16 protein-coding genes and 1 pseudogene are annotated in these 19,676 nt (G+C 63.2%); 12 read left to right on the top strand and 5 right to left on the bottom strand.

The genetic code is table 11. From position 1 onward, the window contains the following. Positions 1-1,338 (top strand): TolC family outer membrane protein, encoded by a 1,338-nt coding sequence (locus B348_RS0127715; RefSeq protein ID WP_017739277.1) that lies wholly within the window; start codon positions 1-3, stop codon positions 1,336-1,338. Between the two features lie 40 nt (positions 1,339-1,378). After that, the gene (locus B348_RS0127710) at positions 1,379-2,791 is read left to right on the top strand and encodes a lipase (RefSeq protein WP_017739276.1); all 1,413 of its coding nucleotides are present in this window, start codon (positions 1,379-1,381) and stop codon (positions 2,789-2,791) included. Between the two features lie 150 nt (positions 2,792-2,941). On the opposite strand, the gene B348_RS0127705 is transcribed toward B348_RS0127710, so the two are convergent. Further along, positions 2,942-3,166 carry a YgdI/YgdR family lipoprotein gene (locus B348_RS0127705; protein WP_017739275.1) on the bottom strand — a complete coding sequence of 75 codons (225 nt, stop codon included), beginning with the start codon at positions 3,164-3,166 and terminating at the stop codon, positions 2,942-2,944. A gap of 188 nt (positions 3,167-3,354) precedes the next feature. Here B348_RS0127705 and B348_RS0127700 point away from each other — a divergent pair, with 188 nt between their 5' ends. From B348_RS0127700 to B348_RS0127690, 3 genes are all read left to right on the top strand, one after another. Then, positions 3,355-4,998: a VRR-NUC domain-containing protein gene (locus tag B348_RS0127700; RefSeq protein WP_017739274.1), complete on the top strand. Its 1,644-nt coding sequence runs from the start codon at positions 3,355-3,357 to the stop codon at positions 4,996-4,998. After that, positions 4,995-7,250: an ATP-dependent DNA helicase gene (locus B348_RS0127695; protein WP_017739273.1), complete on the top strand. Its 2,256-nt coding sequence runs from the start codon at positions 4,995-4,997 to the stop codon at positions 7,248-7,250. Before B348_RS0127700 ends, B348_RS0127695 begins: the two co-directional genes overlap by 4 nt. 81 nt (positions 7,251-7,331) lie before the next feature. After that, positions 7,332-8,264, top strand: a complete 933-nt coding sequence (locus B348_RS0127690; protein WP_017739272.1) for an alpha/beta fold hydrolase — start codon at positions 7,332-7,334, stop codon at positions 8,262-8,264. Here B348_RS0127690 and B348_RS0127685 read toward each other — a convergent pair. Further along, positions 8,227-9,693 (bottom strand): HAMP domain-containing sensor histidine kinase, encoded by a 1,467-nt coding sequence (locus B348_RS0127685; RefSeq protein WP_017739271.1) that lies wholly within the window; start codon positions 9,691-9,693, stop codon positions 8,227-8,229. The genes B348_RS0127690 and B348_RS0127685 overlap by 38 nt on opposite strands. After that, entirely contained in the window at positions 9,690-10,400 is a 711-nt protein-coding gene (locus B348_RS0127680) for a response regulator transcription factor (protein WP_017739270.1), read from the bottom strand. The genes B348_RS0127685 and B348_RS0127680 overlap by 4 nt, the downstream gene beginning before the upstream one ends. A gap of 259 nt (positions 10,401-10,659) precedes the next feature. Between B348_RS0127680 and msrB the strand changes: the two genes are divergently transcribed. The 5 genes and pseudogenes from msrB to B348_RS0127655 all read left to right on the top strand — a co-directional run bounded on the left by msrB (position 10,660) and on the right by B348_RS0127655 (position 16,276). After that, positions 10,660-11,160, top strand: coding sequence for a peptide-methionine (R)-S-oxide reductase MsrB (msrB, locus tag B348_RS0127675; protein WP_017739269.1), 501 nt, complete (start codon positions 10,660-10,662; stop codon positions 11,158-11,160). Positions 11,161-11,192: 32 nt separating this feature from the next. Then, positions 11,193-12,887 (top strand): cytochrome c biogenesis protein DipZ, encoded by a 1,695-nt coding sequence (locus B348_RS0127670; protein ID WP_017739268.1) that lies wholly within the window; start codon positions 11,193-11,195, stop codon positions 12,885-12,887. Positions 12,888-13,035: 148 nt separating this feature from the next. After that, positions 13,036-13,728, top strand: coding sequence for a peptide-methionine (S)-S-oxide reductase MsrA (gene msrA, locus B348_RS0127665; protein ID WP_017739267.1), 693 nt, complete (start codon positions 13,036-13,038; stop codon positions 13,726-13,728). A gap of 183 nt (positions 13,729-13,911) precedes the next feature. Then, a pseudogene (locus tag B348_RS01000000130375) lies at positions 13,912-15,378 on the top strand (cytosine permease). Next, complete coding sequence (locus B348_RS0127655; protein ID WP_026137115.1) at positions 15,371-16,276, top strand: PfkB family carbohydrate kinase; 906 nt, start codon at positions 15,371-15,373, stop codon at positions 16,274-16,276. The pseudogene B348_RS01000000130375 and the gene B348_RS0127655 overlap by 8 nt, the downstream one beginning before the upstream one ends. A 41-nt stretch (positions 16,277-16,317) precedes the next feature. Here the strand turns inward: B348_RS0127655 and B348_RS0127650 are convergent, their stop codons facing one another. Both B348_RS0127650 and B348_RS0127645 read right to left on the bottom strand, forming a co-directional pair. Further along, positions 16,318-16,644: a hypothetical protein gene (locus B348_RS0127650; RefSeq protein ID WP_017739263.1), complete on the bottom strand. Its 327-nt coding sequence runs from the start codon at positions 16,642-16,644 to the stop codon at positions 16,318-16,320. 34 nt (positions 16,645-16,678) lie between these two features. Beyond that, positions 16,679-17,881: an MFS transporter gene (locus B348_RS0127645; protein ID WP_017739262.1), complete on the bottom strand. Its 1,203-nt coding sequence runs from the start codon at positions 17,879-17,881 to the stop codon at positions 16,679-16,681. 184 nt (positions 17,882-18,065) lie between these two features. Between B348_RS0127645 and B348_RS0127640 the strand changes: the two genes are divergently transcribed. Together B348_RS0127640 and B348_RS0127635 are read left to right on the top strand one after the other, a co-directional pair. After that, the gene (locus B348_RS0127640) at positions 18,066-18,545 is read left to right on the top strand and encodes a GNAT family N-acetyltransferase (protein WP_010208407.1); all 480 of its coding nucleotides are present in this window, start codon (positions 18,066-18,068) and stop codon (positions 18,543-18,545) included. Positions 18,546-18,824: 279 nt separating this feature from the next. Then, the gene (locus B348_RS0127635) at positions 18,825-19,646 is read left to right on the top strand and encodes an SDR family oxidoreductase (RefSeq protein ID WP_017739261.1); all 822 of its coding nucleotides are present in this window, start codon (positions 18,825-18,827) and stop codon (positions 19,644-19,646) included. The last annotated feature ends 30 nt before the right edge of the window (positions 19,647-19,676 follow it).

Below are 19,676 nucleotides of genomic sequence, written 5' to 3'. Positions count from 1 at the left end.
ATGAAACCGGTGTTTATCGCCTTGCTGTTGAGCTGTACCAGTGCCCACGCCGCCATGGGCCCGTTCGACGTGTACGAACAAGCCTTGCGCAACGATCCGGTGTTCCTTGGCGCGATCAAGGAGCGCGACGCCGGCCTGGAAAACCGCACCATCGGCCGCGCCGGCCTGCTGCCCAAGCTGTCCTACAACTACAACAAGGGCCGCAACAACTCCCAGGCCACCTTGCCCGACGGCCGTGGCGGCACCTATCACGATGACCGCAACTACAACAGCTACGGCTCCACCTTCAGCCTGCAACAGCCGTTGTTCGACTACGAAGCCTACGCCAACTACCGCAAGGGCGTGGCCCAGGCGCTGTTTGCCGATGAAAGCTTTCGCGACAAGAGTCAGGCGTTGCTGGTGCGGGTGTTGTCCTACTACACCCAGGCGTTGTTCGCACAGGACCAGATCGACATTGCCCGCGCCAAGAAGAAGGCGTTCGAGCAGCAGTTCCAGCAGAACCGCCACTTGTTCCAACAGGGCGAGGGCACGCGCACGGACATTCTCGAAGCCGAATCCCGTTATGAGCTAGCCACCGCCGAAGAGATCCAGGCGCTGGATGAGCAGGATGCATCGCTACGGGAACTGGGCGCGTTGATTGGCGTGCCAAGCGTCAACATCGATGACCTGGCGCCACTGAACCAGGGCTTTGCTGCCTTCACCTTGACCCCGGCCAACTACGACACCTGGCATGAACTGGCGATCAGCAACAACCCGACACTGGCGTCCCAGCGCCAGGCCCTGGAAGTGGCGCGGTATGAAGTGGAGCGCAACCGCGCCGGGCATCTGCCGAAAGTCACCGCGTACGCCAGCTCGCGCCAGCAGGAGTCCGACAGTGGCAACACCTACAACCAGCGTTACGACACCAACACCATCGGCGTCGAAGTCAGCCTGCCGTTGTATGCCGGTGGCGGTATTTCCGCCTCCACCCGCCAGGCCAGCCGGGCCATGGAGCAGGCCGAGTACGAGCTGGAGGGCAAGACCCGCGAAACCCTGATCGAACTGCGCCGCCAGTTCAGCGCGTGCCTGTCGGGGGTGAGCAAGTTGCGCGCGTATCAGAAGGCGTTGACGTCGGCTGAAGCGCTGGTGGTGTCGACCAAACAAAGCATCCTCGGCGGCGAGCGCGTCAACCTCGATGCCCTCAATGCCGAGCAGCAGCTCTACAGCACGCGCCGCGACCTGGCCCAGGCGCGTTACGACTACCTGATGGCCTGGACCAAATTGCACTACTACGCCGGCAACCTGCGCGACACCGACCTGGCCAAGGTGGATGAGGCGTTCGGGCCGGCGGCACGCTAGTCCGCTATCTCGACAAGTCCAACAAAAGAGAGGCACTACGATGGGTATCTTTGACTATAAAAACCTCGGAACCGAGGGCTCCAAGGCGTTGTTCGCCGACGCCATGGCAATTACCTTGTACAGCTATCACAACCTGGATAACGGCTTTGCCGTGGGTTACCAGCACAACGGTTTGGGCTGGGGCTTGCCGGCGACCTTGGTCAGCGCGCTGCTGGGCGGTGCGGACTCCCAGGGCGTAATCCCCGGCATCCCGTGGAATCCGGACTCGGAAAAAGCCGCCCTGGACGCGGTGCAGAAAGCCGGTTGGACGCCCATCAGTGCGAGCACCTTGGGTTACGCCGGCAAGGTTGATGCGCGTGGTACGTTCTTCGGCGAAAAGGCCGGCTACACCAGCGCGCAAGTCGAGGTGCTGGGCAAGTACGATGACGCCGGCAAGCTGCTGGAAATCGGCATCGGCTTTCGCGGCACCTCCGGGCCCCGGGAAAGCCTGATTAGCGATTCCATCGGCGACTTGGTCAGCGACCTGATGGCCGCGCTGGGCCCCAAGGACTACGCGAAGAACTACAGCGGCGAAGCGTTCGGCACCTTGCTCAAACACGTGGCCGACTATGCCGGCGCCCACGGCCTCAGCGGCAAGGACGTGGTGGTCAGCGGCCACAGCCTGGGTGGCTTGGCAGTCAACAGCATGGCTGACCTCAGCGGCAATAAGTGGTCGGGCTTCTACAGGGACGCCAACTACGTGGCCTACGCCTCGCCGACCCAGAGCAGCAGCGACAAGGTGCTCAATATCGGCTACGAGAACGACCCGGTGTTCCGCGCGCTCGACGGCTCATCGTTCACCCTGTCGTCCCTCGGCGTGCATGACACGCCTCATGCCTCCACCACCGACAACATCGTCAGCTTCAACGACCACTACGCCTCGACCCTGTGGAATGTGTTGCCGTTTTCCATCGCCAACCTGCCGACCTGGATCTCCCATCTGCCGACCGGTTATGGCGACGGCCTGACGCGTGTGCTTGAGTCGGGTTTCTACGAGCAGATGACCCGCGACTCCACGGTGATCGTCGCCAACCTGTCCGACCCGGCCCGTGCAACAACCTGGGTACAAGACCTCAACCGCAATGCCGAGCCCCACAAGGGCAACACCTTCATCATCGGCAGCGACGGCAACGACCTGATCCAGGGCGGCAAGGGCGCGGATTTTATCGAGGGCGGCCAGGGCAATGACACGATCCGTGACAGCAGCGGGCACAACACGTTTCTGTTCAGCGGGCAGTTTGGCCAGGATCGGGTGATTGGCTATCAGCCGACGGACAAGCTGGTGTTCAAGGAGGTGCAGGGCAGTGTGGAATACCGTGAGTACGGTGGGGATACGGTGATCAGTGTCGGTTCGGATTCGGTGACGCTGGTCGGCGTGAGCGGCTGGTCAGGGGAGGGGATGGTGATCAGCTAAAGCTGGAATGCCATCCCAATGTGGGAGCTGACTTGTGTGGGAGCTGGCTTGCCTGCGATGCAGACGCCTCGGTTTTTCAGTTCAATCGAGGTGATGCCATCGCAGGCAAGCCAGCTCCCACATTTTTGAATTGCACTCCGCGCCAGAGAATTACTTTTCCTTGATAACGGTGGCCACATCCGCCGCCTTCACCCGCACGCGCTTGCCAGCAATGTCCGTGAATTCATAGAAGCCATCGGCGGTGTCGGTTTTCGGTAAATCCTGGGTCAAATACTGCGTGCCATTTTGCAATGTCACCACCGTTTGCGTCGCGCAACCGGCCAATACCAGAAAAGTGAGTGCAACCAGTGGCAGACCCAAATTCTTCATGCTCATAACCCTTACCTATCAACCCTGAAAAGTCCCGCGCCACGGGCTGCGGGGCACAAATTTTACGCCATCGGCTCACCCATCAGATCACTTTTATACAAAAAGTTGCGTGCGCCATTTATCTATTACCGATTGCAACAAGCCACCAGCGGCGGCACTCTGTATGCATAACCAGTATTTGACCCCCGTGCGCCATGGCCAATCCCCTCGAAGACCCGCTTTATTACCTGCAAAACTTCCGTCAGGTCCTGCAATGGCTGGGGCAACGCTATGCCGACTTGCTCGACCCCGACGAATCGCAGTTCATTCAGCAATTTGACAGCTTGCCCCAAGCCTCCCAGGCCTTGCTGGTGCGCATGGTCATGCGCAAGGGTGTGCATTTTCGTGCGGGCAAGCTCAATTACCTCGAAATCGGTTGTACCCGTGCAGCGGCCGCACCTTTGTTGCAGCTGACATGGATCGACGATCAATGCCTGCTGAGCTTTGCAGAGCTGTTCGCCTTGCTGCAAAAAGGCGAAATCCTCGCGGCGTTCAAGCCCTGGATCGACAACCCCAAGGGCAACAAGGCCGATTGGCTGGAAGGCTTGGCGGCGCAATTCCCCGACAGCCGCAGCTTTGCCACCTGGTGCCCGGAACTGGCCGATACGCTGTACAGCCTCAGCGTGATGGACCTGTGCGATCGCCTGCGCCTGATGTTCTTCGGCAACCTGTATCAGGACTGGTCCGAGTTCGTGCTGGCCGACCTGGGGATCTACACCTACGAAAAGGTGGAGATCTGCGCTGAATCCCGGGGTTTGCGCAGCCGTGATGACGTGCAGGACTTTCTGTTCCTGCATGGTTGCCAGCAAGCCTTCGAGGCCGGTGAGCCGGTCGCGGACGTACTGGCGCACATCGCCACCCTGAGCACCGACAACCCCTGGCTGGAACGGCGCCGGGCCAAGCTGGCGTTCCAACTCGGGCAGCATTGCGAGCGCCTCGCCGAGTTGGCCCTGGCCGCACAGATCTACCGCACTTGCGCCTATCCCGGCGCCCGTGCACGGCTGATCCGTGTGCTGGAGCGCCAGGAGGACTACGCCCAGGCCATGGAACTGGCGAGTACGGCGCAACAGGCGCCGGAAAGTCCTGCCGAGCACCAACACCTGCTGCGGGTGCTGCCACGCCTGCGGCGCAAGCTCGGGGAGCCGGCGCTGCCCAAGGTCAAGCCGCAAGAGGTCAGCCGCCTGGACCTGGCGTTGCCACAACCGCTGGAGTCGGTGGAAACCTGTGTGCAGCTGCACCTGAGCACGCCAGAGGCGCCGGTGCACTACGTCGAGAACGGCCTGATCAATTCGCTGTTTGGCCTGCTGTGCTGGGACGCGATCTTCGCGCCGCTGCCGGGCTCGTTTTTCCACCCGTTCCAACGCGGGCCGGTGGACTTGCACAGCGAAGACTTCCACGCGCGCCGCGCCGCCTTGTTCGACGCCTGTTTCGAACAACTGGCCGATGAGCGCTACAAAACCACGATCCGCCAACGCTACGTGGACAAATGGGGCATCCAGTCCCCCTTCGTGTTCTGGAACCTGCTCAGCGCAGACCTGCTGGAACAGGCGCTGGCCTGCCTGCCCGCTGCGCACCTGCGCCATTGGTTCGACCGCCTGCTGCTGGACATCCGCGCCAACCGCGCCGGTATGCCGGACCTGATCCAGTTCTGGCCCGCACAAAACACCTACCGCATGATCGAGGTCAAGGGCCCCGGTGACCGCCTGCAAGACAACCAACTGCGCTGGCTGGCGTTCTGCGCGCAACACCAGATGCCGGTCACCGTCTGCTACGTGCGCTGGGCGGAGCCTGCGCTTTGAGCTACAGCGTGGCCGTGCGGGCGCTGTGTGAATTCACGGCCAAGGTCGGCGACCTCGACCTGCGCTTTACCCCGTCGCCCAGCGCCCAGGAAGGCATTGCCGGCCATCGCACCGTCGCCTCGCGGCGCAGTGCGCACTACCAGAACGAAGTGGCCCTGGAGGGCGACTACCTACAGCTCAGGGTGCGGGGCAGGGCGGACGGCTATGACCCGGATGCCAATCGCCTGGAGGAAGTGAAGACCTACCGCGGCGACCTCGACGCCCAGCCCGCCAACCATCGCCAACTGCACTGGGCCCAGGCCAAGGTGTACGGCTGGCTGCTGTGCCAGAAACTGGGGCTGGCCGACATTGACGTGGCGCTGGTGTATTTCGACATTGTCGGCGAGGGCGAAACGTTACTGCACCAGCGTTATGCGGCCAGTGACCTGGAAGTGTTCTTCAACCAACAGTGCGCGCTGTTCCTCGGCTGGGCCGAGCAGGAAATGCAGCATCGCGACACCCGCAACCGCGCGGCGCAAAGCCTGGGTTTCCCCCACGCCGGCTTTCGTACGGGCCAACGCGCGCTCGCCGAGACGGTGTACAAGGCCGTCACCACCGGCCGCTGCCTGATGGCCCAGGCGCCCACCGGCATCGGCAAGACCATTGGCACGATCTTCCCGCTGCTCAAAGCCCTGGCCCCGCAGCAACTGGACAAGGTGTTCTTCCTCACCGCCAAGACCCCGGGGCGCAAGCTCGCCCTCGACGCCGCCAGCGTGCTGCACCGCAGCAGCCCCGACTTGCCCCTGCGTGTGCTGGAACTGGTGGCCCGCGACAAAGCCTGCGAACACCTGGACAAAGCCTGCCACGGTGACTCGTGCCCGTTGGCCAAGGGCTTCTACGATCGCCTGCCCGCCGCACGCGCCGCTGCCGCCCAGGTGCGCCTGCTCGACCAGCGCAGCCTGCGCGACGTCGCCCTGGCCCACAACGTATGCCCCTATTACCTGAGCCAGGAAATGGCGCGCTGGGCCGACCTGGTGGTTGCCGACTACAACTATTACTTCGACTTCGGCGCCATGCTGTTCGGCCTCGCCCAACTCAACCAGTGGCGCGCCGCGGTGTTGGTGGACGAGGCCCACAACCTGGTGGAGCGCGCCCGCTCGATGTACAGCGCCAGCCTCGACCAGTACCGCCTCAAGACCCTGCGCGACACGGCGCCCGAACCGCTGAAGAAACCCCTGCAACGCCTCAACCGCGAATGGAATGCGCTGCACAAGGACCAGCTCGCGCCGTACCAGGCCTATGCCGCCCGCCCGGAAAAACTCCTGCAAGCCCTGAGCCTGTGCACCAGCGCCCTGGGCGACTACTTCAACGATCACCCCGAAGCCCTTAGCGGCGAGCTGCAAACTTTCTACTTTGACGCGTTGCAATTTGCCAAGGTCGCCGAGCTGTTCAACGAACACTTCATCTTCGACATCAGCAAGCGCCAGCTCAATGGCAAGCGCAGCAGCTCAACCCTGTGCCTGCGCAATGTGGTGCCGGCCGAATTCATTCGCCCGCGCTTGACTGCCGCCCGCAGCAGCGTGCTGTTTTCCGCGACCCTCAGCCCACGGCATTACTACGCCGACTTGCTCGGGCTGCCGGCGGACACGGCGTGGATCGACGTGGAATCGCCGTTCCAGGCTGCGCAATTGCAGGTGCGGATTGTCGATGCAATCTCCACCCGCTTCGTGCACCGCCAAGCCTCGCTGGAGCCCATCGTCGCGCTCATCGCCGCTCAGTTCGCGCAACGGCCGGGCAACTACCTGGCGTTTTTCTCCAGCTTCGATTACCTGCAACAGGTGGCGCAATTGCTCGCCGAGCGCCACCCGCAGATCCCGCTGTGGCAACAATCACGGGGCATGGCCGAGGCCGAGCGCCAGGCGTTTCTCGACCAATTCACCGAACACAGCCAAGGCATCGGTTTTGCCGTGCTCGGCGGCGCCTTTGGCGAAGGCATCGACCTGCCCGGCGCGCGGTTGATCGGTGCGTTCATTGCCACCCTGGGCCTGCCGCAACTGAACCCGGTCAACGAGCAGATGAAGCTGCGCATGGCCGCGATCTTTGGCGCGGGCTACGACTACACCTACCTGTATCCGGGCCTGCAAAAAGTCGTGCAGGCCGCCGGGCGGGTGATCCGCAGCCAGCTGGACGAGGGCGTGGTGATGTTGATCGACGACCGCTTCGGCGAGGCGCGAGTGCGGCAACTGCTGCCACGCTGGTGGGCGGTGGAGTGAGGCATTCCCGGTATCAATGATGCTGGCGCCGTCGCCGGCAATCCGCCACGCTGGGTAAAAACCTTCACACAGGGCCCGCCCATGCGCCAGCAACTGATCCCCGTCAACGGCATTACGCTGAGCGTGCACATCGCCGGCCCCGAGCATGGGCAGCCGGTCTGGTTGTTGCACGGCTTCCCGGAGTGTTGGCACTCCTGGCGTTTTCAGGTCCCGGCGCTGGTGGCGGCGGGTTATCGGGTGTTTGTCCCGCAAATGCGCGGTTATGGCCAATCCAGTGCACCCGCCGATATCGCTGATTACGACTTGCTGACCCTGTGCGCCGATATCCAGCAGGGCATGGACCATTTCGGCCACACCCAGGTGGTGATGGTCGGCCATGACTGGGGCGCCGTAGTGGCCTGGCACCTGGCGTTGCTGGAGCCTGAGCGCGTGACGCGCCTGATCACGTTGTCGGTGCCGTTCGCCGGGCGCGCGCGGCGGCCGGTGATTGAAATCATGCGCGAGCTGTATGCCGACCGCTTCAATTACATCCTGTATTTCCAGGAACCCGGCGTTGCCGAGCGGGAGCTGGATGCGGATATCGAACGCACCCTGCGCCTGTTCATGCAGGACCAGGATGTGTTTCTGCAAAAGAAACCCGCCAACGCCCGCTTGCTGGACGGCGTTGCCACCCCCGGCGCATTGCCATCGTGGTGCACCCGTGCGGACCTCGATGTGTACGTGCACACCTTCGCCGAACAGGGCTTTCGTGGTGCACTGAACTGGTATCGCAATTTCCCGCGCAACTGGCAGCGCACCGAATCCCTGGCCGGCCAGCAGGTGCTGCAACCCACGCTTTTCCTGATTGGCGACCGCGATCCGGTCGGGGTGTTTGAAGCCCATACCCTCAAGCGCATGCCGGACGCCGTGCCCGATCTGGAGCAACACGTGTTGGCCAACTGCGGTCACTGGATCCAGAACGAGCAAGGGCCACAGGTCAACGGCTTGATGCTTGCCTTTCTAGGGAGAAAGTAAACGTCGCGCCGTGCCCGGGGCGCTCCACCAAGCGGATGCTGCGCCCGTGCAATTGCAGGATGCGGTGCACGATGCGCAGCCCCAGGCCGCCATCGCGGCGCGCACCGCCAATGGTGAAGGCGCGCAGGAACAAGCCTTCACGCAACTCGGGATCAATGCCCGGGCCGCTGTCGCTGACCGTCACCGCGACACCGTCGGCGCCCGGCGCGAGGATCACTTCGACTTCGCCGTTGACCGGCGTGTGACGCAGGGCGTTGTCCAGCAAGTTGGTGAGCACGCGCTCGATCAAGCCGAGGTCGGCCAGCACCGTCGGCACCTGCGGCGGCAGGGTGGCGGTGAGCTTGATCGCACGGGCTTCGGCGCTCAGTTCGAATTTCTGGAACACGTCCTGCACCAGGTCCGGCAGGGAAAATCCTTCGATCACCGGCTGCACAAAGCCGTGCTCCAGGCGCACCAGCTCCAGCAGGGATTGAGCGAGGCCGCCGACCTTGCGGCTCTGGTCCAGGGCGATGCCCAGGTAGCGCCGGCGCTCTTCGGGGCTGAGGCTGGCATCCTTGAGGGACAGGGTTTCCAGGTAGCCGTGCAGCGACGCCAGCGGGGTGCGCAGGTCATGGGAAATATTGGCGACCATGTCCCGGCGTTCCTGGTCCTGGTGGGTGAGGGCGCGCCACTGTTCACCGAGGCGGTTTTCCATCTGCACGAAGGCGTGGTCGAGCACGGCGATTTCGTCACCGCTGTGCAGTGGCTCGGTGGCGGGCTCCGGGGTTTTCGGCGCGCCGTTGATATCGAATTGCGCGACCTTGTCGGTCAATTGGCGCAACGGGCGGGTGATCCAGGCAAAGGCGATCAGGCCCGCCATCAGGCACAGCAACGCCACCAGGCCGATGGACCACAGCGCGATCTTCAACGCCATGCCGGTCGCGTCCTTGGCGTCGAACACGTCGTGGGCCTCACCCAGCAGCACCACATACAGGAAACCGGTCTGCTTGCCGTTGGCCTTGAGCGGCGCGGCGCTGAACACCTTGCGCCCCCCGACGCTGCGCGGGTCATCGCCGAGGATCGGCAGCATGGCGCCGCTGAGGAAGCGTCGTACCGGCGCGAGGTCAACGCGGTCACGCAACAAGTGCCCGCTGGGCGCGGCGTTGCCGACCACGCGGCCGTCGATGTCGAGCAGGTACACCTCGACGCTCGGGTTCACCAGCATCAACTGGCTGAACAGCGTGCGCACGGCCTCGGGCTTGAGGCCATCGGCGTCCATCAGTTGCGTGTCACGGGCAATATGCGCGGCGAGGTCGCGGGACAGGCCCTGCACCACTTCCAGCTCGTGCATGCGGTTGGAGCGCACTTGCAGCCACGCCGAAGTGCTGCTGCAGATCAGCAGCAACACGGCAAACACCACCGACAGGCGCTGGGTCAGGGTCAGCTTCATGGCGCGCTCTCGGCAAACTTGTAGCCACGGCCCCACACCGTGAGGATGCGCGCCGGGTTGGCCGGGTCGGTTTCGACCTTGGCGCGCAGGCGGTTGATGTGGGTGTTCACCGTGTGTTCATAGCCCTCATGGCTGTAGCCCCACACGGCGTTGAGCAAGTCCATGCGCGAAAACACCTTGCCCGGCTGGCGCGCAAAGAAATACAGCAGGTCGAACTCACGCGGCGTGAGGTCCAGGCGCTGGCCTTGCAGGGTCACGTCGCGGGTCAGCGGGTTGATAAACAGCTGGCCGAGGTCGAGGCTGCCGGCGTCCATCTTCAGGTTGCGTGCCATGGCGTCCACCCGGCGCAGCAGCGCCTTGACCCGCGCCACCAGCTCCGGCATCGAGAACGGCTTGGCCAGGTAATCGTCGGCGCCCAGCTCCAGGCCGAGGATGCGGTGCAACTCACTGGAACGCGCACTGGTGATGATGATCGGCGTGTAGCGCGTCATGGCGCGGGCGCGCCGGCAGATCTCCAGGCCGTCGACGCCGGGGAGCATCAGGTCGAGGATCAGCGCATCCCAGCCGCCTTGCTCCAGCAGGCGCAGGCCCTCGTTGCCATCGGCGCTGTGCACCACGACAAACTGCTCGTCACGCAGGTGCAGGCAGATCAAGTCGGCGATATGGGCATCGTCCTCGACCACGAGGACACGTTTGGGCTGATCCATGTAAGCGAAACCTTGGCTTGTAGTCGGCGCATTGTGCGGCTTTTGCCTCAGTGTAGTTATCACGAATTGTTTAACTCTGCGTGAGGATTTGGCGACCGGCCGGGGGGCAGGATGGCGTCATTGCAGTTGGGGAAGGGCTTGTATGTGGCGAGGGAGCTTGCTCCCGCTGGAGTGCGTAGCGCTCCCCAAAAGCCGGCTCCAGCTGCGCTGTCGAGCGGGAGCAAGCTCCCTCGCCACAGGGCCATGAATGGAGAAACCTATGTACTCACGCAGACAAATCCTGCTGGCCGGCGGTGGCCTGGGGGTCGCTGTCCTCGCCGGTGGCTTGCTCAGGCAGCTCAACCTGGTCAGCGAAGCCGAGGCGGCTGAGACTTTCGAAGTCAGCCACACCGACGCCGAATGGCGCAGCTTGCTCAGCGCCGAGCAATACGCCGTGCTGCGCGAGGAGGGCACCGAGCGCCCTTACAGCAGCCCGCTCAACGACGAACACCGCGCCGGCACCTTTGCCTGTGCCGGTTGCGCGCTGGCGCTGTTTTCGTCCACCACCAAGTTCGACAGCCATACCGGTTGGCCGAGTTTCTGGCAGCCGCTGGACAACGCGGTGGCCAGCCGTACCGATCGGTCTTTCGGCATGGCACGCAACGAAATCCACTGCCGCCGTTGCGGCGGCCACCAAGGGCACGTGTTCGACGACGGCCCGCAACCCACCGGCCTGCGCTATTGCATGAATGGCGCGGCCATGACGTTCACGGCGGCGTAAGCCGATGTCTCTTTCTTATAAGGTCTTATCCCATGTGGCTTCTGCTTCTCGCGTACCTGGGCGGCGTGCTGACCATCGTCAGCCCGTGCATCCTGCCGGTCCTGCCTTTTGTCTTCGCTCGCACCGGGCAGCCGTTTTTGCGCAGTGGCTTGCCGCTGTTGGCGGGGATGGCGGTGACATTTGCCCTGGTAGCCACACTGGCTGCGGTGGGCGGCGGCTGGGTGGTGCAAGTCAATCAATACGGGCGCTGGCTCGCGTTGCTCTGCGTGGCGCTGTTTGGGCTCACGCTGCTGTTGCCACAACTGTCGGAACGCCTGACGCGGCCGCTGGTGGCCGCCGGCAGTCGCTTGTCGGAAGCCGCCGGGGCCGACGCCAGGCCGCGTGCGGGCGCTTCGTTCCTCATCGGCGTGGCCACCGGCTTGCTCTGGGCGCCGTGCGCCGGGCCGATCCTGGGCCTGCTGCTGACCGGCGCCGCGCTGCAGGGCGCCAATATCGGCACTACCTTGCTGTTGCTGGCCTACGCCGCCGGTGCGGCGACGTCCCTGGCGCTGGCGTTGCTGGTGGGCGGTAAAGTCTTTGGCTTGATGAAGAAGTCCCTGGGCGCCGGTGAGTGGCTGCGTCGCGGCCTGGGTGCGCTGATGTTGGTGGGTGTCGCAGCGATTGCGCTGGGTCTGGACACTGGCGTGCTGTCGCGCTTGTCGACGGCGTCCACCGGTGGCCTGGAGCAAAGCCTGGTGGACCGCCTGAGCGCGAAACCGCAGGGCGGCGCGATGATGATGGCGGCCAGCCACAGCGACACGCTGCCAATAGAAGGCGCGCTGCCGCCGTTGGACGGCGCCGTGCAATGGCTCAACAGCCCGCCGCTGAGCGCCGAGGCGCTCAAGGGCAAGGTGGTGCTGGTGGATTTCTGGACCTACTCGTGTATCAACTGCCTGCGCACGCTGCCGTACGTGAAAGCCTGGGCCGAGAAATACCGCGACCAGGGCCTGGTGGTGATTGGCGTCCACGCCCCGGAGTTTGCCTTTGAGCGGGATGTGGGCAACGTCACCCAGGCCATGAAGGACCTGGGTATCACCTACCCGGTGGCCATCGACAACAACTACAAGATCTGGCGCGCCTTCAACAACCAGTACTGGCCGGCGCATTACTTTGCCGATGCCAACGGCCAGATTCGCTATCACCACTTTGGCGAGGGCGACTATGCCGAGTCGGAGCGGGTGATCCAGCAGTTGTTGCGCGAAGCCGGCGCGCAAAACGTCGCGGGCGGCTTGATCGACGTGGCTGCCAAGGGCGTGCAACAGGCGCCGGACCTGAACACCGTGCAGTCGCCGGAAACCTACCTGGGCGCCCAGCGCGCCGAGAACTTCGTCAAGTCCGGCCCACTGGCGCTGAACAACTGGACCCTGGAAGGCCAATGGAACGTGGGCGGCCAGCAAGTCACGCTGGAGCAGGCCGGTGGGCGCATCGTCTACCGTTTCCACGCCCGTGACTTGCACCTGGTGCTGGCGCCCGGCGCGGATGGCAAGCCGGTGCGCTTCAAGGTCACCGTCGACGGCAAGGCTCCGGGGGCTGCCCACGGCACGGATGTGGCGCCGGATGGCAGCGGTACGGTGACGGAGCAGCGTCTGTATCAACTGGTGCGCCAGCCGGGTGAGGTGCAGGACCGTACCTTCAGCATTGAATTCCTCGATCCGAACGTGGCGGCCTACGCCTTCACCTTTGGCTAACTCGACAACCCTATAACTGTGGGAGCTGGCTTTTGTGGGAGCTGGCTTGCCTGCGATGGCGGCAGGTCAGCCACCTTATGTGGTTCTGATACACCGCTATCGCAGGCAAGCCAGCTCCCACAGTTGACCGTGTTCTGGAGTGAGATCTATGAAGATGTTGAGATGTTTACCGGTGTTGGCTTTGGTTGCCTTTATCGGCCAGGCCCAGGCCTTTTCCTTCGGTTCTTCCGACGATGCCGTCGTCATCGCACCCCCCGCCCTGGACCTGCCAGCCTCGGCCAACCTGCAAACGGCGGTCTTCGCCGGCGGTTGCTTCTGGGGCGTACAAGGGGTTTTCCAGCACGTGCAGGGGGTGAAAAACGCAGTCTCCGGCTATGACGGCGGCGCGGCCGGCACGGCGCAGTACGAGTCTGTCAGCGCGGGCGATACCGGCCATGCCGAGGCGGTTTCTGTTACCTATGACCCGAGCAAGATCAGCTACGGCAAGCTGTTGCAGATCTACTTCTCGGTGGCTCACAACCCCACGGAACTCAACCGCCAGGGCCCGGATACCGGCACGCAGTACCGCTCGGCGATCTTTGCGCAGGATGCCGAACAGCAGAAGGTGGCCCAGGCCTATATCGCGCAGCTGGATGCCGCCAAGTCCTTCGACAAGCCCATCGCAACCACGATTGAAATGGGCAAGCCGTTCTATCCGGCGGAGGCCTATCATCAGGATTTTCTTACCGAGAACCCGTCTTACCCGTACATCGTGATCAATGACTTGCCAAAGGTGGCGCAGTTGAAAACGCTGTTTCCCGAGCAGTACCGCGCTGAGCCGACCTTGGTGAAAAACCAGTAACACCGCAAAGCCTGATGTATGAACTGGCCTCTGTGGGAGCTGGCTTGCCTGCGATGCAGACACCTCGGTCTGTCAGTAGAACTGCAGTGATGCAATCGCAGGCAAGCCAGCTCCCACATTGGACCGAGTTGAATAGAACATCTGCCACAACCACAACAATATCGGCACCCGGAGTATCCCTTCATGAGCAACACCTCTTCCGGCCAAAGCGCCGGGCAATTGGAAACACGCGGCATCGAGCCGGTCCCGGAAGGCGAGTGCAACGGCCATCCGCTACAACTGTTCTGGGTCTGGTTCGCCGCCAATATCAGCATCCTCGGCTTGCCATTGGGCGCGACGCTGGTGGCGTTTCGTGGCCTGGCCATCTGGCAGGCGATCATCGTTGCGATCCTGGGCGCGGCCGGTTCGTTCGCCGTGGTGGGCATCATCTCTATCGCCGGCCGACGGGGCCGCGCGCCGAGCCTGACGCTGTCCCGGGCGATCTTCGGCGTGCGCGGCAATATCGGCCCGACGCTGGTCTCGCTGATGTCGCGCCTGGGGTGGGAAACCGTCAACACCACCACCGCCGCCTTCGTGCTGCTGTCGTTGTGCTCGATCCTGTTTGGTTCGCCCGTCGCCGCGAAAAGCGCACCCCTGCTGACCCTGCTGTTCATCGCCATCTTTGTGCTGCTGACCCTGGCGGTCTCGGGCCTGGGCCACGCCACCTTGCTGGTGATCCAGAAGTGGGCGACCTACGTATTCGGCGCCCTGAACCTGCTGGTGGGCGGCTTCCTCTGCGCCACCATCGACTGGAGCGCCGTGTTCAACGCAACCCCGGCGCCGCTCAGCGCGATGATCATCGGCGTCGGCACCATGGCGGCCGGCACCGGGATTGGCTGGGCCAACGCCGGCGCCGACATGTCGCGTTACCAGCACCGCAGCGTCAAGGCCGTGCGCCTGGTGGCGTCGGCGGCGTTTGGCGCGGGCATTCCACTGGTGTTGCTGATTACCCTCGGTGGCCTGTTGTCGGTGGGCAACAATGACCTGGCCTCGGCCACTGACCCGATCATCGCGATCCGCGACATGCTGCCGACCTGGATGGCCGTGCCGTACCTGATCACGGCCTTCGGCGGGTTGCTGCTGTCCAACAACCTCTCGGTGTACTCGGCAGGCCTCACCACCTTGACCCTCGGCTTGAAGGTCAAGCGCGTGCACGCGGTGATCGTCGATATCGTCGCGATCTTTGCCGGTTCCATCTACTTCATGCTGATCGCCGACAGCTTCTACGGCCCGTTCATCACCTTCATCTCGCTGCTGGCGGTGCCGATTACCGCGTGGGTCGGGATCTTCGTGGTCGACCTGATCCATCGTCACTACTACAGCCCCAAGGACTTGCTGGACGTCAGCCCGAGCAGCGCCTACTGATATCGCGGCGGCGTGGAATGGCGTGCGTTCGGCGCGTGGGCGGTGGCGATCGTGCTGGGCTTCAGCTTCACCACCATCGGCACCACTGCCGAAAATATCTGGTTTGCCGGGCCGCTGTCCGACTCCTGGCTGGGCCACAACGGCCTGGGCTGGATCGTGACCTTCCTGGTGGCCGGTGGGATGTATGCGGTATTGGGCGGAGCGGCTGATCGTCGGCCGGCGTTAGTTGAGAGCCACCATGTCTAGATTGCTGCACACCGGCCAGGTCATCGTCGATCTGGTCATGGCCCTGGATTCCCTGCCCGTCAGCGGCGGCGATGTGCTGGCGCGGTCTGCCAGTTTTGAAGCCGGCGGCGGTTTCAACGTGATGGCCGCCGCCAAGCGCAACGGTTTGCCGGTGGTGTACCTCGGGCGCCATGGCTATGGCCGTTTTGGCGACCTGGCGCGCGCGGCGATGCAGGCCGAAGGGGTGGAGATGGCCCTGGCGGCCAGCGCCGATAAAGACACTGGCTTGTGTGTGTCGCTGACCGAGGCGAGCACCGAGCGCACGTTCATTTCCCACCTCGGCGCCGAGGGCGAGTTGAGCGCCGAGGATCTGGCCGGCGTGCTGCCGCGTGCGGACGATTATGTCTACGTCAGCGGCTACAGCCTGTTGCTGGACGGCAAGGCGCAGGCGTTGCTCGATTGGCTGCTGGCGCTGCCGCGTGACATCTGCGTGGTGTTCGACCCGGGCCCGCTGGTCAGGGCGGCGGATTCGCCGCTGATGGTCGCGATGTTGCCGCGCATCGACATCTGGACCAGCAATGGCCCGGAAGCCTTGGCATTTACCGGTGCGAGCACGCTGGCGGATGCATTGGGCGAATTGCAATGCCATCTGCCCGAGGGCGCATTGCGCGTGGTTCGGGATGGGCCGAACGGCTGCTGGGTGAATGCCGAGCATGTGCCGGGCTTCAAGGTGAAAGCCGTGGACAGCAATGGCGCAGGGGATGCTCATGCGGGTGTGTTTATCGCTGGGTTGGCGAGGGGTTTGACACCCACCCAAGCGGCGCGCCGAGCGAATGCCGCCGCGGCGCTGGCCGTGACACGCTGGGGCCCGGCCACATCCCCCGGCACTGCCGAAGTGGACGTAATGCTGGCTGAATAAACCCAATCAAAACTGTGGGAGCGGGCCAGTCACAGGCTGGTTTATTCCGCTGGCTGTTTAGGCGCCCCCGGAATGTTCGAGTCATCACCTTTATTGACCTTCGGCTCATTCACCGCCGGCCCCATCTTGCCATTACCTACAGCAGCGGGCGCCTGGCGCTGGGTGTCCTGGCCTTTGGTGTGCGGATCGGCACTGTTGCTGTTGTCGACGGCGCCGCCGTTGATCTCCATGCCGGTGCCCATGGATTTCTGGGTCTCGCTGGTGGACGGATTGGTCGGGCCGGTGGACGACGTGGCCGCAACACCACTCAGGGAAACCGCAGACAGCAGGCCGGTGAGGGCGAGGGCAGCAAACTGGGAATGCTTCATGGGGGTGTCTCCTTAGGATGATTGTCCTTACCCTCTATTGGTCCACCCCCATTGGCTGTTGGTGCCTGGCTGGCGACGAACGGCGCCAGAGCAGCCGCACCACGGTGATCAACCAGTTGCACAACGCCACCGCCACGACCGTCATCAGCAACGTCGCCAGCCCGTATTCGACGATGATCCGCCCCGCCAGCAACGGAAACCCGAACACCCCGACAAAGTACCCAAGACTGAACAGCAACAGCGCCTGGGACGTAGTGCCCGCCGGTGCTTCATTGGCCACCAAGCCGTTGATCACCGAGTACGTCAGGCCGTAACCCACGCCCAAGGTGACCGCCGCCAGCAGGTAGCTGAAGGGGCCCGACACCGTGAAGGCAAACATCAGCACCGACAGCAGCATCAGCCCCGACAACACACACGCCGCCGCGTAGGCATCCCGCTTGACCACCCACCCGGCGATCAGCAAGCGGCTGGTGATCGCCGCGCTGAGGAAGCCGGCAAAGAACAGCGAATAGTCCAACCCGTGCGCCGCCGCATAGCTGGTCTGGAACGAGGACAACCCACCAAAAACACAACCGCCCAGGCCGACCATGATGATTGCGAATGCCGCTTTGGAGGACAGTACCTGGCGCGTGGCGGCCCAGGAGATTTTCGCCACCGCCGCTTCTCTCGTGAGATGCCGGCTCAGGCGCCAAAACACCAGCACGCCAATCAGGCTGGCCAGTGCGGCGATGTAGAACGCCGTGGCCAGCGGCAGCCCCAACGCGCTCGCCGCCCGCCCCAACAATGGCCCGGCACCGATGCCGCTCATCATGCTGCCCGACAGCAACGCGAAGTACTTGGCCCGTTGCTCGGGTGCGACCAGCATCGCGACGATGATCGGCCCCAACGTATAGAACACCCCCCAACCCAGGCCCAAGGCCAGGCCAAACACCCGCAAGCCCTGGCCAAACCCGGGCATCAGCGCAAAACCCAGGCAGGCCAGCACCAACAGCAAGCCCATCCCGGCAATCGTGCGGGCCGCGCCCCAGGCATCGGACAAGTGCCCGGAGATCATCACCGCCACAAAGGTGCTGAGCATCGCCGTGGAAATCACACTGCCGGCATCGTGCTCGTCACCACCGCGTGTATGAATCAGCAGCGACAACAAAAAGGTCGAGCCGTAGGACAGCGACAGCAAAAAACTGGCAAGGCAAAACAGGGCGAACAGCTTGGTGTTCACCGGGGCTGGGGCATGCATGGGAAGGCCTGAAAGTCGTTGGAGTTATGCGCAACTTTTTACCACGCACGCTCAGGCCGATTGTTGCGTGGTTGCTGGTGCCAGCGTTACCCGGCGACGGAGTAACGCTGCCCATGAAAATGCACTGCAATCAGTCACCAAACCCCCTTAGTATGTGTGCTTTGCAATTGCCCAAGGTTCGCCCATGACCATCGAGATTCGCCCCGCCGTGCCCAGCGATGCTGCGCAGATCCTGACTTTCATCACTGAGCTGGCCGAGTACGAGAAGGCCCGGCACGAAGTGATCGCCAGTGTGGTGGACATTGAGCGCAGCCTGTTCAGCGAGGGCGCCACCGCCCATGGCCTGATCTGTTTGCGCGACGGCTTGCCGATTGGTTTCGCGGTGTTCTTTTTCAGTTATTCCACGTGGCTGGGCAGCAACTGCCTGTACCTCGAAGACCTCTACATAAACCCCGAACAACGCGGCGGCGGGGCCGGCAAGAAGTTGCTGCGCCACCTGGCCAAGATCGCCTTTGACAACGGGTGCGGGCGTTTCGAATGGAGCGTGCTGGACTGGAACGAACCGGCGATTGCCTTCTACAAATCCATCGGCGCGCAGCCGCAGGAAGAGTGGGTGCGTTATCGCATGGAAGGTGATGCGCTGCGGGATTTTGCGCTGGGCTGAAAACACTGAAGTTCAAATGTGGTAACCCAACTCCCTGTGGGAACACAATCCCCTGTGGGAGCTGGCTTGCCTGCGATAGCGGTCTGTCAGTTGATACATCTTTAGCTGACCCACCGCTATCGCAGGCAAGCCAGCTCCCACATTGGGATTGGGTTGTCACATTTTTTTCGCGATATGTTCAATATATGGGATGATAATTTATATATTGAGATATTTCAAAAGATCGGTTTATAGTCGCCTGCATCAGCACTCACTACCAAAAATAAAACAGGTGAAGCGATGCAGGCACAACCGTTGTCACTCCCCGCCGTGCCCGAGCCAACCTATGGCGAGCGGCTCAAAGACAAGGTGGTGATTATCACCGGCGCCGCCCAAGGAATTGGCGAGGCCATCGTCGCGTGCTTCCAGGCCCAGCAGGCGCGCCTGGTCATCGCTGATATCCAGGCTGAAAAAGTCGAAAAAGTCGCCGCCCACTGGCGCGACCGCGGCGCTGAAATCTACGCGCAAGCCGTCGATATCACTTCAAACGAGCAATGGCAGGCGCTGGTCGAACGGGCCATCGCGCGCTTCGGTCGCGTCGACGTGCTGGTCAATTGCGCCGGGGTCAACGTGTTCCGCGACCCGCTGCAAATGAGCGACGAAGACTGGCGCCGCTGCTTCGCCATCGACCTCGACGGCGCCTGGTTCGGCTGCCGCGCGGTGTTGCCACACATGATCGCGCAGGGCATCGGCAACATCATCAATATCGCCTCCACCCATTCCAGCCACATCATCCCCGGCTGCTTTCCCTATCCCGTGGCCAAGCATGGCCTGCTCGGCCTGACCCGTGCCCTGGGCATCGAATACGCGCCCAAGGGCATCCGCGTGAATGCCATCGCGCCGGGCTATATCGAGACCCAACTCAACGTCGACTACTGGAACGGCTTTGCCGACCCCCACGCCGAGCGCCAGCGCGCCTTCGACCTGCACCCGCCCAAGCGCATCGGCCAGCCGGTCGAGGTGGCGATGACGGCGTTGTTCCTGGCCACCGACGAGGCGCCCTTTATCAATGCCACCTGCCTGATGATCGATGGCGGGCGGTCTGTGATGTACCACGACTAACACTTTTCCAATAACAAGAAGAGGTGGTTC

It is taken from the genome of Pseudomonas sp. CBZ-4 (assembly GCF_000346755.1).
GTDB lineage: Bacteria > Pseudomonadota > Gammaproteobacteria > Pseudomonadales > Pseudomonadaceae > Aquipseudomonas.
The sequence above is the reverse complement of the archived record's forward strand: the minus strand, read 5'-3'. Positions and strand labels throughout refer to the sequence as shown.